This is a genomic window from Bacillus sp. OxB-1, from assembly GCF_000829195.1.
Lineage (GTDB): Bacteria > Bacillota > Bacilli > Bacillales_A > Planococcaceae > Sporosarcina.
The window spans coordinates 86,553-101,176 of the sequence record NZ_AP013294.1 but is presented as its reverse complement, the minus strand read 5'-3'; the positions used below and the strand labels follow the sequence as shown (position 1 = coordinate 101,176).

The 14,624-nt window shown below is 49.9% G+C and carries 15 protein-coding genes; 9 read left to right on the top strand and 6 right to left on the bottom strand.

Annotated features, from left to right (window positions below):
- Nucleotides 1-5: 5 nt before the first annotated feature.
- The 4 genes from OXB_RS00605 to OXB_RS00590 all read left to right on the top strand — a co-directional run bounded on the left by OXB_RS00605 (nt 6) and on the right by OXB_RS00590 (nt 3,154).
- Nucleotides 6-1,304 carry an arsenic transporter gene (locus OXB_RS00605; protein WP_041070877.1) on the top strand — a complete coding sequence of 433 codons (1,299 nt, stop codon included), beginning with the start codon at nt 6-8 and terminating at the stop codon, nt 1,302-1,304.
- 6 nt (nt 1,305-1,310) lie between these two features.
- Complete coding sequence (arsC, locus tag OXB_RS00600; protein WP_041070875.1) at nt 1,311-1,736, top strand: arsenate reductase (thioredoxin); 426 nt, start codon at nt 1,311-1,313, stop codon at nt 1,734-1,736.
- Between the two features lie 169 nt (nt 1,737-1,905).
- The gene (locus tag OXB_RS00595; RefSeq protein WP_269447820.1) at nt 1,906-2,580 is read left to right on the top strand and encodes a sugar transferase; all 675 of its coding nucleotides are present in this window, start codon (nt 1,906-1,908) and stop codon (nt 2,578-2,580) included.
- 52 nt (nt 2,581-2,632) lie between these two features.
- Nucleotides 2,633-3,154, top strand: a complete 522-nt coding sequence (locus OXB_RS00590) for a Wzz/FepE/Etk N-terminal domain-containing protein (protein ID WP_158333619.1) — start codon at nt 2,633-2,635, stop codon at nt 3,152-3,154.
- A gap of 8 nt (nt 3,155-3,162) precedes the next feature.
- Here OXB_RS00590 and OXB_RS00585 read toward each other — a convergent pair whose 3' ends face one another.
- Nucleotides 3,163-4,887: a phospho-sugar mutase gene (locus OXB_RS00585; RefSeq protein ID WP_052484154.1), complete on the bottom strand. Its 1,725-nt coding sequence runs from the start codon at nt 4,885-4,887 to the stop codon at nt 3,163-3,165.
- 87 nt (nt 4,888-4,974) lie between these two features.
- Nucleotides 4,975-5,661: a hypothetical protein gene (locus tag OXB_RS19130; RefSeq protein WP_231860337.1), complete on the bottom strand. Its 687-nt coding sequence runs from the start codon at nt 5,659-5,661 to the stop codon at nt 4,975-4,977.
- A 153-nt stretch (nt 5,662-5,814) separates the two neighbouring features.
- On the opposite strand from OXB_RS19130, the gene OXB_RS00570 reads away from it, so the two are divergent.
- A complete protein-coding gene (locus OXB_RS00570) occupies nt 5,815-6,336 on the top strand; it encodes a sigma-70 family RNA polymerase sigma factor (RefSeq protein ID WP_041070863.1) in 522 nt (173 codons plus the stop codon).
- Nucleotides 6,326-7,633: a DUF4179 domain-containing protein gene (locus OXB_RS00565; RefSeq protein ID WP_041070860.1), complete on the top strand. Its 1,308-nt coding sequence runs from the start codon at nt 6,326-6,328 to the stop codon at nt 7,631-7,633. The genes OXB_RS00570 and OXB_RS00565 overlap by 11 nt, the downstream gene beginning before the upstream one ends.
- A 321-nt stretch (nt 7,634-7,954) precedes the next feature.
- Here OXB_RS00565 and OXB_RS00560 read toward each other — a convergent pair whose 3' ends face one another.
- A complete protein-coding gene (locus tag OXB_RS00560) occupies nt 7,955-8,356 on the bottom strand; it encodes a hypothetical protein (protein WP_041070857.1) in 402 nt (133 codons plus the stop codon).
- Nucleotides 8,357-8,494: 138 nt separating this feature from the next.
- Here OXB_RS00560 and OXB_RS00555 point away from each other — a divergent pair, with 138 nt between their 5' ends.
- Nucleotides 8,495-9,388 (top strand): 5'-3' exonuclease, encoded by an 894-nt coding sequence (locus tag OXB_RS00555; RefSeq protein ID WP_041070853.1) that lies wholly within the window; start codon nt 8,495-8,497, stop codon nt 9,386-9,388.
- A gap of 15 nt (nt 9,389-9,403) precedes the next feature.
- Complete coding sequence (locus OXB_RS00550; RefSeq protein WP_041070850.1) at nt 9,404-10,222, top strand: STAS domain-containing protein; 819 nt, start codon at nt 9,404-9,406, stop codon at nt 10,220-10,222.
- 33 nt (nt 10,223-10,255) lie between these two features.
- On the opposite strand, the gene OXB_RS00545 is transcribed toward OXB_RS00550, so the two are convergent.
- The 3 genes from OXB_RS00545 to OXB_RS00535 all read right to left on the bottom strand — a co-directional run bounded on the left by OXB_RS00545 (nt 10,256) and on the right by OXB_RS00535 (nt 11,706).
- Entirely contained in the window at nt 10,256-10,771 is a 516-nt protein-coding gene (locus OXB_RS00545; RefSeq protein ID WP_041070847.1) for a C39 family peptidase, read from the bottom strand.
- 24 nt (nt 10,772-10,795) lie between these two features.
- Nucleotides 10,796-11,260, bottom strand: coding sequence for an STAS domain-containing protein (locus tag OXB_RS00540; protein ID WP_041070844.1), 465 nt, complete (start codon nt 11,258-11,260; stop codon nt 10,796-10,798).
- Between the two features lie 125 nt (nt 11,261-11,385).
- Nucleotides 11,386-11,706: a thioredoxin family protein gene (locus OXB_RS00535; RefSeq protein WP_041070841.1), complete on the bottom strand. Its 321-nt coding sequence runs from the start codon at nt 11,704-11,706 to the stop codon at nt 11,386-11,388.
- A gap of 512 nt (nt 11,707-12,218) precedes the next feature.
- Between OXB_RS00535 and OXB_RS00530 the strand changes: the two genes are divergently transcribed.
- Entirely contained in the window at nt 12,219-14,603 is a 2,385-nt protein-coding gene (locus OXB_RS00530; RefSeq protein WP_041070838.1) for a 3-hydroxyacyl-CoA dehydrogenase/enoyl-CoA hydratase family protein, read from the top strand.
- The last annotated feature ends 21 nt before the right edge of the window (nt 14,604-14,624 follow it).

The window sequence follows — 14,624 nt, the reverse complement described above, 5'->3', positions numbered from 1 at the left end:
TTGGGTTGAATGTAGTTGTAGTGGCACCTATACTTTTTTTGGTAACTTTAGTTTTTGTCATTTGGCAGCCTCGTCAGTTATCGATCGGCTGGTCTGCTTGTATTGGGGCGGCGATTGCGTTGCTGCTTGGTGTGGTGGATTTCCAGGATGTGGTGGACGTCACGGGGATTGTATGGAATGCGACATTGGCCTTTATTGCAATCATCATCATTTCGCTCATTTTAGATGAGATCGGTTTTTTTGAATGGTCGGCTTTACATATGGCACGGTTCGCGAATGGCAGCGGCGTGCGGATGTTTGTCTACGTCACGATTCTTGGTGCCGTCGTCGCCGCTTTGTTTGCGAACGACGGGGCGGCGTTGATTTTGACGCCGATCGTATTGGCGATGGTCCGGAACTTGAACTTTAAAGACAGAATGATATTTCCATATATTATGGCGAGTGGGTTCATCGCCGATACGACTTCGTTGCCGCTTGTCGTCAGCAATCTGGTCAATATCGTCTCAGCGGACTTTTTCAATATCGGGTTTGTGGAATACGCTTCCCGGATGATCGTCCCGAACTTCTTTGCGCTCGCTGCGAGTCTCCTCGTGCTCTATCTCTTTTTCCGAAAGGACATCCCGGCAAATTACGATGTATCTGCATTGAAGCAGCCGAAAGAGGCAATCCGGGACCTGCGGATGTTCCGCTTGTCCTGGTTTGTGTTGGGCATATTGCTCATCGGCTATTTTTCCAGTGAATTCATCGGAGTTCCGGTTTCCTTCATCGCAGGTGCCGTTGCGCTCTTTTTCTTGGCAATGGCAAGAAGGAGTCCTGCCGTTCAAACTGCAAAAGTCGTCAAAGGGGCTCCCTGGTCAATCGTCTTTTTCTCCATCGGGATGTATGTCGTCGTGTATGGATTGCGGAATGCCGGCTTGACGAGTGTGTTGGCGGATGTCATCCAAATGGCATCGGAACAGGGACTGTTCATTGCAACGATTTCAATGGGATTCATCGCCGCTTTCCTTTCTTCCATCATGAACAATATGCCGACTGTCATGATCGATGCACTGGCGATTGCGGAGACGGCTACCTCCGGCACGATGCGAGAGGCTTTGATTTACGCGAATGTGATCGGTTCCGATTTAGGACCGAAAATTACACCGATCGGTTCGTTAGCCACATTGATCTGGCTGCATGTCTTGTCACAAAAGGGCGTAAAGATCGGGTGGGGCACTTATTTTAAAACAGGCATCATTTTAACGGTTCCTACATTGTTCATCACATTGACCGGGTTGTATATCTGGTTACGAATCGGAGGATAAGAAAAAATGCGGAAAAAGACATTGTATTTCCTATGCACGGGCAACTCCTGCCGCAGTCAAATGGCGGAAGGTTGGGGGAAGCATTACTTAGGTAATGAGTGGGACATTTTCAGCGCCGGCATTGAAGCTCATGGGGTGAATCCGAAAGCAATCGAAGCAATGCGCGAAGTCGAAATCGATATTACGAATCAAACCTCGGATATTATCGATCCCGATATACTGTACAATGCGGATCTGGTCGTCACCCTTTGCGGTGATGCGGCAGATAAATGTCCCGTCACCCCTTCCCATGTAAGGCGGGTTCATTGGGGATTCGATGATCCGGCCAAAGCGGAAGGGAACGAAGTGGAGAAGTGGCGGGTTTTTCAACAGGTACGTGATGAAATTGGCGATCGTATCAAACGATTCGCACAGACAGGTGAATACTATTGACCAAAAGGCACCGGCTTTGGCTGGTGCCTTTTGGCATATTTGAAAGTTCTAAAATCACTATACATGCCATAGTATAAATCATGGTCGGGCGGGGATTTCGCCAGCTTGTCAGACAAGGATCTATCCCGACATGGGTCAATGATAGGACAACCGGAAAAAGGGGATGGCGGTGGAGGCGAGACAGCAGGGCGGGTTTGATTGGAAGATGCACAAGCCATGTAAGCACGGTGGAATGAAAAGGGCGTTGGACATCATCGGCAGTCTTCTTTTGATATTTTGCTTTTTGCCTTTATTTATTTTATTGCCTTTATTTATTTTATTGCCGATTTTGATAGTCCTATGTTCAGGAAGGCCCGTCTTTTTCGTTCAGACGAGAACCGGGATTCATAACAGTCGATTTCGGATCCTGAAATATCGGACCATGAAAGTTTCTGTACATAATGAAGAGCGGCACGCATATGATTGGGAAGAGGGGGTGCCGGACGATTTCCAATTCAAAGGGGGTACGGATTCAGCCGTCACTCCGATCGGCAAGATATTACGGAAGTATAGCCTGGATGAGTTGCCGCAATTGTTCAATGTGCTCCACGGTACGATGAGTTTGGTCGGACCCCGCCCGGAAATTCCGCAGATTACGGAGTTTTACGATGAAAGCCAGGCAAAACGGCTGCTCGTGAAACCGGGATTGACCGGGTACGCGCAAGTGAATGGACGATCGGAAATCAATCACGGTCAAAAGATCAAACTGGACCGGTACTATGTGGAGAACTGTTCCTTGTGGCTCGATATCCGGATCATCTTCGCGACGATTCTATATGTTTTAAAAGGGAAAGGGGCTTTCTGAACATGAAAGGCACACCGTCTGAAACTGCGACAGGTGTAGGATGAACCGGGAATTGGATTTGAGGGATTTGGCGCAAGCCATACGGAAAAAGCTCAATCGGATCATAGCGATCGGCATCCTCTCGTTAATATGCGGAGGACTGATCAGTTATTTCCTGCCTCCCAAATATACAGCCCAGACGGAATTGCTAGTCAATTCTTCAACCGGGAATAATCCATCCATGAGTGAGATTGATACGAATATCCGGCTCATTGAGACATATAAGCGGATCATGAAAAGTGACCGGATGGGGAGTAAATTGGCGTCCGCCTTGCTGGGAGGTGCAGTGGCGGCACAAGTTTTCAATGTCGGGAATGGGGCGGGTTTTTCCGTCGGGGAAGTCATCGAGGTTTGCGAGGCGATCACTGGCAGAAAAGCCGACGTCAAGTTTGAAGAGAGAAGGCAGGGAGACCCCGCCTATTTAGTCGCTTCGAATGAAAAGATCAAAGAGAGGCTAGGCTGGCAGCCGACATACAACTTACCCGATATGATCAGGACTGCATGGAAGTGGCATTCCAGCCTATCCGATGAATAAGGGCGATGTCAGGAAAACGCGGAGTTCACATTGTGCATGACATCGGTCTCCAAGAGAAGCAATGTGGATTTCGCCTCTTCGGCTGTTGGTTTATTGACCCCGAAATAGAATTTGCATTTCGGCTCCGTACCGGAAGGCCTGACACAAACCCAGGAGCCGTCCTCGCAAATCAGTTTGATGACATCCGCTTCGGGGAGCTCTAGAGTTTCGACTGGACCGTCCGCCGATCGCCGGGAACGGAGTTTGTAATCTTCGATGCAGCGGACGGTTGAGTTCCGCAGAAAGCGATGGGGCTCCGTCCGAAATGCTTCCATGATACGCTGGATCTTTTCCTGTCCCTCTTTCCCTGTAAGCGTAATGGAATGCAAGGACTCCATATAATGGCCGAATTCTTCGTACAGCTCCGAGAGGGCGTCAATCATGGACTTGCCTGACGCTTTCAGGTAGGCCGCCATTTCCGCTGCCAGAAGAGCGGCTTGCACCGCATCTTTATCCCGGACGAAATCCCCGATCAGATAGCCGTAGCTTTCTTCATAGCCGAACAGAAATGTCCGTGTTCCGCTGCTCCGGTACTCTTCAATCTTTTCCGAGATGAATTTGAATCCCGTCAATGTATCGACCGTTTCCACGCCGAATTTCTCTGCAATGGCCCGGCCCAATTCGGATGTGACAATCGTTTTCAGGACAACGCCATCTCGGGGAAGCGTCCCTTTGCTTTCCTTTTGGGACAAGATGTAATGGAGAAGGAGGGCGCCAAGCTGGTTGCCGCTGAGCAATTGATAGTCCCCCTCTCCGTCGCGGACGGCCACACCGAGGCGATCGGCATCAGGATCCGTCGCCAAAAGCAATTCCGATTTTTGTTCGCGCCCCAGTTGGATGGCGAGCTTGAATGCGTCCCGCTCCTCGGGATTCGGATAGGCAACCGTCGGGAAATCGGGATCGGGCAGTTCCTGTTCCGAGACGACGGACACTTGCGTGAAACCGAAATTCCGCAACCCTACCAGGACAGGCATAAGGCCGGAGCCGTGCAGCGGCGTGTAGACGATGGATGGTTGGTCTTCGGTCGGTTCATTTTCCCTCAGTGATAAAAGGGCTTGCTGGTAAGCAGCGTCCACTTCCTCCAGCACGAACCGAAGAATTCCGCTTTGCAGCAGTGCGTTTTCATCGCCGACTTGGATGGAAAAGAGACTCTTCACTTTTTGCATATGCGAGACAATATGATCTGCCGATTCGGGAGGAAGCTGCCCCCCGTCGCTGCCGTACACTTTAATGCCATTATAGGCAGCGGGATTATGGCTGGCGGTGATTACAACCCCCGCAGCTGTACCGAAATGCCGGATGGCAAACGACAATTCAGGGGTCGGCCGGCTTTCCCTGAATACCAACACGCGTATCCCATACTTCCCTATCGTTTTTGCTGTTTCCAATGCAAAGGTTTTGGAAAAACGCCTCGTATCATAGGCGATCACCACTCCCCGATCCATCGCCTCTTTGCCTTGCTGCCGGATGAATAGCGCAAGACCTTCCGCCACATGCCGGATCGTATAAATATTGATGCGATTCGTCCCAGCCCCGAGCAAGCCCCGCATACCGCCCGTCCCGAAGGAGAGAAACCGATAGAACCGTTCTTCCATCTCCACCGGGTCACCTGCGATCCGGTCCAATTCCTTTTTCAATGAAATAGGTAAAGACGGCTCGGTCCGCCATTGATTGATTAATTCATCCACTTTCACAAAAAAGCCCCCCATCAATAATCGATCTCCATACCCGATAGATTCGATGTGAAGGGGGAGTTATCCTTGTTTACTCTTCAGAAACGGCTAGCAAGTGAACGCATCGATGCGGTTCAAGTCAATCCCGAAATATTCCCACCGTCTTTGCCGGTTGCGCCAACGATAGCCTGCCACCGAATTCCGGCCGACGAATACCGGGAAGAACCAGAAACCTTGCCTTCTCGAAAGCCAGACAAAGGTGAAGCGGTAGAGACAGCGCCTGATGCCGCCCGGATCAACCGCAAATAGTTGGGTTTCCGGGTAAGCCGGCGTATAGTTCGGTGGGGCCGTTGTAGGTGCCTGCTGACCTAGTCCGCCACCCGGAGGTCCTCCTTGCCCAGGGAATCCGCCACCCGGAGGTCCCCCTTGCCCAGGGAATCCGGCGCCTGGCGGGAACCCGGTCCCCGGTGGGAATCCCGGAACGCCCTGTCCGGGAAAGCCTCCACCGCTCGGAGGAAACCCGGGCATGCCTTGACCTGGAAAGCCTCCTCCACTTGGTGGAAAACCAGGGAACCCGCCGTGGCCCGGTGAAAGTCCCGGACTTCTTTGCGCAGTGAACGGACCACCTGATGGATACCCTGACATACTTTGGCCGGGATAAAACTCAGCCGCTTGCCCCGGATACCAATCATCATACGAATCTCCTCCCGGAACGGAGCTGCCCCTAAGGTATCCTTCCGGTAACTGCGGATACCACATCTCTTCGCCAAAATTATCCGGCTGCATGTTGACCATTCCTTCACATCCTTCTTAAGCAATTCCTTTTATCATATGTAAGGGGTGAGGGAAACGGGCGGGCTCCTCGGAATTTTGACATTCATTAAAAAAGAAAAAACTTTTTTGGCATCTCCCGGTCTAATATATAGGGGTGGAAAGAAGGTGGAGGAAATGGAAGTGAAACTAGCGGAAAAAGCGATTTCGGGGGATGAAGAGGCTTTCTTATCACTGCTATATTTGCATAAGGAAGCCTTATACCGGACGGCGCTTGCCTATCTGAAAAATGAAGAAGAGGCATTGGAGGCAGTCCAAGAGGTGACGTATCGAGCTTTTGAAAAGATCGGGACAGTGCAAAAACCTCAATACATCAAGACATGGCTGATCCGCATCATGCTCAATTACTGCAATGATACGGTGAAGCTGCGGAAGCGTATCGTGACAGACGTCAATGCCCATTTGCAAACCGGAATCAGTGAAGATTACACGTATTTGGAAGTGGAGGAGGCACTTGCGCAGTTGACGGAAGAAGAACGGGAACTCGTCCACTTGAAATACATACACGATATCAAAATCAAAGATATTGCAGAAATGTCTTCTACGCCGGAAGGTACAGTCAAAACAAGGTTGTACAAAGCGCTCAGACAGTTGCGTTCATTTATGGATGGGAAAGGGGAGAGGCGTCATGTCCGTTGAAGAAGACCGATTGGAGAAATGGAAAGAGGAAATCATGGAACAGCGTATCCCGGAGGATCGTTTGCAGGCGGCAATCCGGTCCGGGTTGGAACGGGCGAAACAGAAGAAGCGCAAAAAACGACTGACTGGCAAAAAGGGGTTCTGGTCAGCAATCATTGCAGCTGTTTTGGTTGTCGCATTTGTGACATCCATCCGAGTATCCCCGGCTTTCGCGAATGCAGTGGCCGCTCTGCCCGGCATGGACAAAATTGTCGCTCTCATCGCGGATAATGAAGGGCTGCAATCCGCCATCCGCCATGAGCATTACCAAGCTGTCGGTGTCACGGATGAAGTGGCGGGGGTCCGGGCAACTGTGGAAGGCATCATTGCCGACCAAACGAATCTGGTCGTCTTTTATACATTGGAACTGGAAGGGGCGCGGGGGTTCATTGAGAAATTTGAACTGACCGGGGCGAATGGGGAAGACTTGGACTGGGGAAGCATGTCGCATAACTACGATGATCAATATGAGAAAAATGTATCTACGAATGCCCTTGAAATCTCATTCCAAAGCCCGCTACCTACAAAAGACGTCGTTCTGCAAATAAAAGTGATGGACGGCTATGGAAAGGAGCTTAGTCTTAAGCTGCCGTTCACGATCGAGTCGGACGTAGAGGACATAAAATTTGCAGTGAATGAAACGGTCATGGTGGAAGGTCAGTCGATCACCATCGGGAATGTGGTCATCAGCCCCGTACGAACCGCGATTGAAGTGGAGTTCGACCCGGCGAACACGATGGAGATTTTCGGTTTCGAGGATTTGCGCATTGTGGACGGGAAGGGCCGTGTCTGGAGTTCCATTCAAAACGGGGTGACGGGCAGTGGAACGGAAGAAGAACCGAATCGCCATACTTTTTATTTGCAAAGCAATTATTTTGAAGAAGCAGATCAGTTATATCTTCAGTTTGGGAAGTTGATGGCCATGAAGAAAGAGGAGACGACCGTGGTGATCGATACTGAGCGTCAAAAAATTCTGCAGCAGCCGAAAGACGCGCGCTTCAGCAATCTTCGTGTCGGAAACGGGACGATGCAATTCGATTTCCGCGGCGAGAAAGGTTTCATTCATACGCCGCTCAGCATTGAATTCACAGATGCGGACGGGAAGGAATTTAGATTGGAATGGTGGTCGGGCGGAGCGGAGGCTGGCATGCCGAAACGGATGGGACTGCCAAATAAGCCATTTGCGGACCCGATCACTTTTAAAATTCAAGGATACCCTTCTTATATTACTGGCGATGTGAACTTGAAACTGAGATGAGGGGGGAATGAAACCTCCTAAGAGTGCTAGAGGTAGCCTGAACTAAAGCATGACCAACCGGCGGGTGCAAGCAAAGCCCTCGCGAGTGCAAGGAACTCACGCTCGAGCGCAAGCAACCGCGGTCATGGCGCAAGCGCGTTTGAGTGCAAGCAATCTGCCTTGCGCAAGCAAAGCCCTCGCGAGTGCAAGGAACTTACGCTCGAGTGCAAGCAACCGAAGTCGGGGTGCAAGCAACCCGCGTTCGAATGCAAGCAATCTGTCTGGTGCAAGCAAAGCCCTCGCAAGTGCAAGGAACTCAAGCTCGAGCGCAAGCATCCGCGGTCATGGCGCAAGCAACCCGCGTTTGAGTGCAAGCAATCTCCCTTGCGCAAGCAAAGCCCTCGCGAGTGCAAGGAACTTACGCTCGAGCGCAAGCAACCGCGGTCGGGGTGCAAGCAACCCGCGTTTGAATGCAAGCAATCTGCCTTGCGCAAGCAAAGCCCTCGCGAGTGCAAGGAACTTACGCTCGAGTGCAAGCAACCGAAGTCGGGGTGCAAGCAACCCGCGTTCGAATGCAAGCAATCTGTCTGGTGCAAGCAAAGCCCTCGCAAGTGCAAGGAACTCAAGCTCGAGCGCAAGCAACCGCGGTCGGGGTGCAAGCAACCCGCGTTCGAATGCAAGCAATCTGTCTGGTGCAAGCAAAGCCCTCGCAAGTGCAAGGAACTCAAGCTCGAGCGCAAGCAACCGCGGTCATGGCGCAAGCAACCGATGTCATGGCCCCCCAGCTGAACGCAAATCAAACAAAGCATAGGCACATTCCTCCACCCGTACTCTAAAAAGCGGTAGAATGTAAAAGAGAGATAGAGTGTGGGGGAGTGCAAAATGACAACTACGGAAAAACCGCATATTTTACTAGTCGACGGAATGGCACTTCTATTCCGTTCTTTTTTTGCGACTGCGCCGATGGGACAATTCTTTCCGAATGCGGCGGGTGTTCCGACGAATGGCATCCAAGGATTTGCCCGGCATACGATGACGGCCATGTCGATATTCAAACCGACCCATCTGGCCGTTTGTTGGGATATGGGAGCTCATACGTTCCGCAATGATCTATTTGACGGCTACAAAGCGAATCGCCCGGCCCCGGCTCCTGAACTTCTTCCGCAATTTGACATGGCCCGGAATTTCACCGAACTCATCGGCTGGAAAAGCTATGGCGTCCCGCAAATGGAAGCGGATGATCTGATCGGTTCTTTCGTCGAAAATTGGAGCGGCCAGGCGGACATCACCATCGTGTCAGGCGATAAAGACCTTCTTCAGTTATTGCGCCCGAATGTGCGGATCGCCTTCACGACAAAGGGATATAATGTCTATGATCTATTCACGGATCAACGGTTTGAAGAAGAGTACGGCATCCGGCCGAAACAGTTCATTGATAAAAAAGCGTTCACCGGTGATGCAAGCGACGGGTACCCTGGCGTGAGAGGGATCGGGCCGAAAACGGCGCTGAAGCTGATCAAGGAATACGAATCGGTGGAAGGCGTCCTGCAAGCCCTCCACGAATTGACCCCGGCCATGCGCAAAAAGATTGAAACGGACTTGGACATGCTTCATTTATCCAGACAATTGGCGGAAATCAATTGCGGTTTGGAGATGGACGATCCCATTGAAGATTTGCTGATCCCCGTTTATGATGAGAGGGTAAGGGAACGGATTGAACAAGAGGGCTATTCGTTGGTCATCAAACAAGCGGATGCACTCTTTTCCGTCAGGTAGAGGAGGAATGATTGGATGAAAGAATTTCTGGAAAGGCTCAGCCAAAAGCTCTTGGAGCAGGCTCCTCAGTTGGCCTTTGTCATAACGGAGAGTCAGAATAAACGATACCCTTCCATGCAGTTGCTGGAGAAGGAATTATACCCGTTCCGTACAAGCTTGGTGGAGCTGTATGCCCGTTCCTTAGTAAGGGACGAGAACGAACGGATTGACAAGGTGAAAGAGTGGGGAGAGGAAGCGGGAACCGAGTTTGCCAAATATCAGACGATCTCATTGGATATGATGCTGCGGGAAGTCCCGAATTACCGCAACATCATCGGCACCGTATTGAAGCATGAGGCGCTTGCCGCGGATGTCAGTGCGGCCCAGATGTATGATCTCATCAGCCTGCTCGACAGTATGGTCAATGATGTCACTTATTTTTTCAGTGTCCCCTTTGTCCGATATGAGAAGGAAGTGTTGAAATTATCGCAAACTCTCATTACGGAATTATCTGTGCCGATCGTATCCATCAACGACAAGACAGCCATCCTGCCTTTGATCGGCACGGTTGATCATGATCGGGCTCTGATTTTGCATGAACGGGTTCTGCAGAACGCAGCGGACCGACAATTGGAATATTTGATCATCGATCTTTCCGGGCTGCAGACTACCGACACTTTCGTGGCCCAACAACTTTTCCATTTATTTGACGCGCTTTGTTTGTTAGGCATCAATCCGATTGTCAGCGGGATTTCCCCCGCTATTGCCCAGACGATGGTCAACCTGGGATTGTCGTTCGGACGGATCCGTAGTTTTGCTACGTTGAAACAGGCTTTGGATTATATAGAGCACTAAAAAAGATTCCCTCACGATCTTGGGGGAATCTTTTCATTTTGTGACGGGTTCGATTTTGATGAAAGAGAGGATGGATCGGTTTTGGCGGTACGACACGTGGCGGACCCGGCTTCCGCTCCGGCGGCTCCCGTTATCGTGGATGATCAGAAGGACGTCATCTTCTGTCGTCTCGTAGCCGATGACGGGCACCCAATGGTAGTCGAACGTAAATTGACCCCGCCATTTCCAGGAAAACCATTTATCGAATTTGGCGGCTACCGGCCGGCCCGCGGAGATCTGACGTTGGAGTTCCTCAATTCCGCATTCCGCCACCTGCCATCCAGGGCCAAGAAGCTTTTGCATATTACGGAGGAATCGCCATTTGAACAATCCGATTTTGGTCGAGCCGAGCAACCGATACCAGTCATTCACTTGATGGGGAGGCGGGTCAGGCAATATATGTCTCAATAGGACATAGGCGGTGACTGGTCCGCAAGCGGAAGGGCGGAACTTCTCTTCGATATCCGCTTCATATTGGGACTTTCCTTGAACATTCAATACTTTCTTCAAAAACGAATCACCTCCACCATAACTTTAGAAGGAAGAATGAAGTTCTTTTCCGTTCTTCAGCAGTTCGGAGAGGGCCATTTTAAAGTTAACATACGTCTCGATATCGACATGGACGCCTGCCGCCACGATTTCCCGCACCAATTGAGGGTTGAAGCCGACGTAAATCGGGCGGACCCCCATCAATTTCAAGGCTGCATTCAATTGCCCGATTTCCAACGCGAGTATATGGTAGTCCAAATCAGCGACTTCTTCCCGGCCCACCCCTGTGAAATCAAAGACAGCACAATTGAATCCTCTATATTTACCTATGTAATTCAGGACATGGCACTGTATCAAGTGGAATCGTTCTTCCACCAAATGCCCCGTAACCGGAATTAGCAGCGTATTATCCACTATGGAAGGGATGATTGGAACGGTCGTTTCCGCAATCAGTTTTTCATAGGATTGGATGATCCCTTTTAACCGTTCTATTTCTTTTTCATAATCCATTTCTGCACCCCTATCTTATTTCCCTCATTATACTTCATTTTTCCACTTTTGTTCAGTCTGTGTAAAGTAGCAATCTATCTTGGTCGGCACAGAAAAAGCCGCCAGCCATTGCTGACGACTTAAGATCAGTTTGTTACGGAATCAAGGAAGTCCGTAACTTGTTGTGGTGATTTGGCATTTGCGCTATGCAGATGCGCCTCTTTTTCCCCATTGCTGAAGATGAGCAAGCTCGGGATTCCCATAACATCATATTTCTCAGCGATTTCAGGCAACACATCCCGGTCCACTTCATACCATGTATACATATCGTACTTTTCCACAATCGGATCGATGAACATATCCATCCGTGTGCAATCCGGACACCAGCCCGCTTGGAATTTGATCAGTGATTTACCTTCGCCTGAAATCACTTCATTGAATTGTTCTTCGGTTGTGATCGGTTTCATTCATAAGCCCTCCCTTTCTATGTATATAGTGTACAATTTTTTCTGAGGGGGAGGTATAGAAATGCTTTCCACCGGATTTGGTAGGCATCCCATATACTAGCTGTGAATTATTTTAAAAAAACAATTTCGCGATTTAATATTGCGAAAATGGTGAAAGTGATTTACAATATAAGACATAGAGTCGTTTATCTTTCTTCAGCGAAAACCTCCACTTCTGTAGGTGGCAGATAAAAGCAGTATCGATTACTGTACAGTGGTGTTCAAATGCGCTGAACGAAGGGAAAGCCTCAGGCGGATGTCACAGATTTTGAAAAGGGAGAAAGGCAATCAAGGGCGAGATGTCCAGTGCCTTAATATCTGCAATAAATGCAGAAATACGGAAAATCGAACCCTTCGCTGTTCGATTCGCAATTCAAAATCTGGACGCAATTACACCGAGGCGTAATTGATATTTTTTTTACCCAATAAATGAATGAGTGTTCATTCAAAAGAAGGAATAGGGGGCATTGCACGTGACTTATCAAATTAAAAAGGCGGCCGTATTGGGCTCAGGCGTCATGGGGTCGGGCATCGCAGCTCATCTGGCGAATATTGGGATTCCGGTCCTGCTTCTGGATATCGTTCCGAAGCAACTGACTGCAGAAGAGGAATCGAAAGGATTGACACTCGACCATCCGCAAGTGCGGAATAAAATAGCGGCGGCTGCGAAACAGAATTTGTTGAAGCAGAAGCCGGCGCCGCTCACTACGAAAAAAAATCTTTCCCTCATTGCGGTGGGGAACTTGGAAGATGACTTGGAACAATTGAAAGATGTCGACTGGATCATCGAAGTCGTCGTTGAGAACCTTGCAGTGAAAAAAGCGTTATACGAAAAAATTGAAACGGTCCGGAAACCGGGGACGATTGTCACTTCCAATACGTCCGGCATCAGTATCGAAGCGATGGCGGAAGGACGATCGGAAGATTTTCGGAAACATTTCCTTGGCACGCATTTTTTCAACCCGCCGCGCTATCTGAAATTGCTTGAAATCATCCCCGCAAGTTCGACGAGCCGGGAAGTATTGGATTTCATGACAAGATTCGGAGAAGACCGGCTCGGAAAAGGGGTCGTCATTGCGAAAGACACGCCGAACTTCATTGCGAATCGGATCGGGACGTACGGTCTTTTGATCACATTGCAGGAAATGGAAAAGCGCGGCTATTCGATCGGGGAAGTCGATTCGGTGACGGGCACGTTGATCGGCCGGCCGAAATCCGCGACGTTCCGGACGCTCGACGTTGTCGGGTTGGATACATTCATGCACGTCGCAAAAAATGTCTATGATCAGACGAAGGGCGAAGAGCAGAAAGTGTTCGAAATCCCGGCATTCATGAAAAAAATGATTGAAAACGGCTGGCTCGGGGCCAAATCCAAACAAGGATTCTATTGGAAGAAAGGGAAAGAGATTTTGGAAATCGATCCGGCGACGCTGGAATACGAACCTACTAAAAAGTTGAAAACGCCTTCAATTGAAATGGCGAAACAGCAAAAAGGGCTATCGAATAAGGTGAAGTCCCTCGTTTATGCGAACGACCGGACGGGGGAAATCCTTTGGAATATCCTTGCCCCGACACTCCGCTACTCGGCCCAGTTGACGGGAGAGATCGCAGATGACATCGTTGCCATCGACAATGCGATGAAATGGGGCTTTGGCTGGGAGCAAGGTCCATTCGAAATTTGGGATGCGATCGGTGTGGGGCCATCTGTCGCGAAGATGAAAGAGGAAGGATATGAGATTCCGCCATTCGTCCAAAGTTTGCTTGACGGAGGCTATCAATCTTTCTATAGAGAAGAAGACAATGATCTGTACTATTTCGATGGCGAGGGATTTCAACCCGTTCCCGTCAATGAAAAGGCAATTGATTTGAAACGGTATAAAAAGAAGCATGGGGTCATTAAAAAGAACTCCGGCGCGAGCTTGATCGACCTTGGGGACGGCATTGCCTTGCTGGAATTCCATTCGCAGTCGAATGCAATCGGCTTGGATATTTTGCAAATGATCAATTATGCGATTGATGAAGTGGAACAGAACTACAAAGGGCTCGTCATCGGCAACCAAGGAAAGAACTTCTGCGTCGGTGCGAACCTCGGTTTGATCTTGATGGAAGCGCAAGATGACAATATATTCGAACTGGATTTCGTCGTCCGCACATTCCAGAAAGCCATGATGAAAATCAAGTATTCGACGAAACCGGTCGTAGCGGCACCTTTTCAGATGACACTCGGCGGCGGCGCGGAAGTCTGTTTGCCGGCAGCCCATATCCAAGCGTCGATGGAAACGTATATGGGGCTTGTCGAAGCGGGCGTCGGCTTGATTCCAGGCGGGGGCGGAAACGTCAACCTGTATGCGAAGCATTTGAAAGGCCTTCCGAACGGTGTCACGGTTGATTATCAAAACGTTGTAAATAAAGTATTCGAATCGATCGCCATGGCGAAAGTATCGACGTCGGGGGAAGAAGCGAGAGAGAATAATTTCTTGGACTTCGCGGATGGTGTGAGTATCAATCCGGACCATCTAATCCACGATGCCAAACAGGCAGCATTGTCCTTATATGAAAATGGCTATCAACCGCCGAAACGTGAAAAGATCCCGGTCACCGGTGCTTCGGGCTACGCAACGATGGTACTCGGGGCGGAAACGATGAGGCTTTCCGGTTTCATCAGCGACCATGATTTCAAGATTGCCAAGAAGCTGGCGTTCGTATTGGCAGGAGGGAAAGTGCCATTCGGGACGCTCGTCGACGAACAATATATGTTGGATCTCGAGCGGGAAGCATTCTTAAGCTTGGTAGCGGAACCGAAGTCGCAACAACGGATGCAGCATATGCTCGTAAAAGGAAAACCATTGAGGAACTAACGGTTATGGAGGAGGAGTTTC

Coding starts and splice junctions, on each gene's coding strand:
- arsC (WP_041070875.1), top strand. CDS start 1,311: ATGCGGAAAAAGACATTGTATTTCCTATGCACGGGCAACTCCTGCCGC.
- OXB_RS19130 (WP_231860337.1), bottom strand. CDS start 5,661: ATGGTCAACATGCAGCCGGATAATTTTGGCGAAGAGATGTGGTATCCG.
- OXB_RS00570 (WP_041070863.1), top strand. CDS start 5,815: ATGGAAGTGAAACTAGCGGAAAAAGCGATTTCGGGGGATGAAGAGGCT.
- OXB_RS00565 (WP_041070860.1), top strand. CDS start 6,326: ATGTCCGTTGAAGAAGACCGATTGGAGAAATGGAAAGAGGAAATCATG.
- OXB_RS00555 (WP_041070853.1), top strand. CDS start 8,495: ATGACAACTACGGAAAAACCGCATATTTTACTAGTCGACGGAATGGCA.
- OXB_RS00550 (WP_041070850.1), top strand. CDS start 9,404: ATGAAAGAATTTCTGGAAAGGCTCAGCCAAAAGCTCTTGGAGCAGGCT.
- OXB_RS00540 (WP_041070844.1), bottom strand. CDS start 11,260: ATGGATTATGAAAAAGAAATAGAACGGTTAAAAGGGATCATCCAATCC.
- OXB_RS00535 (WP_041070841.1), bottom strand. CDS start 11,706: ATGAAACCGATCACAACCGAAGAACAATTCAATGAAGTGATTTCAGGC.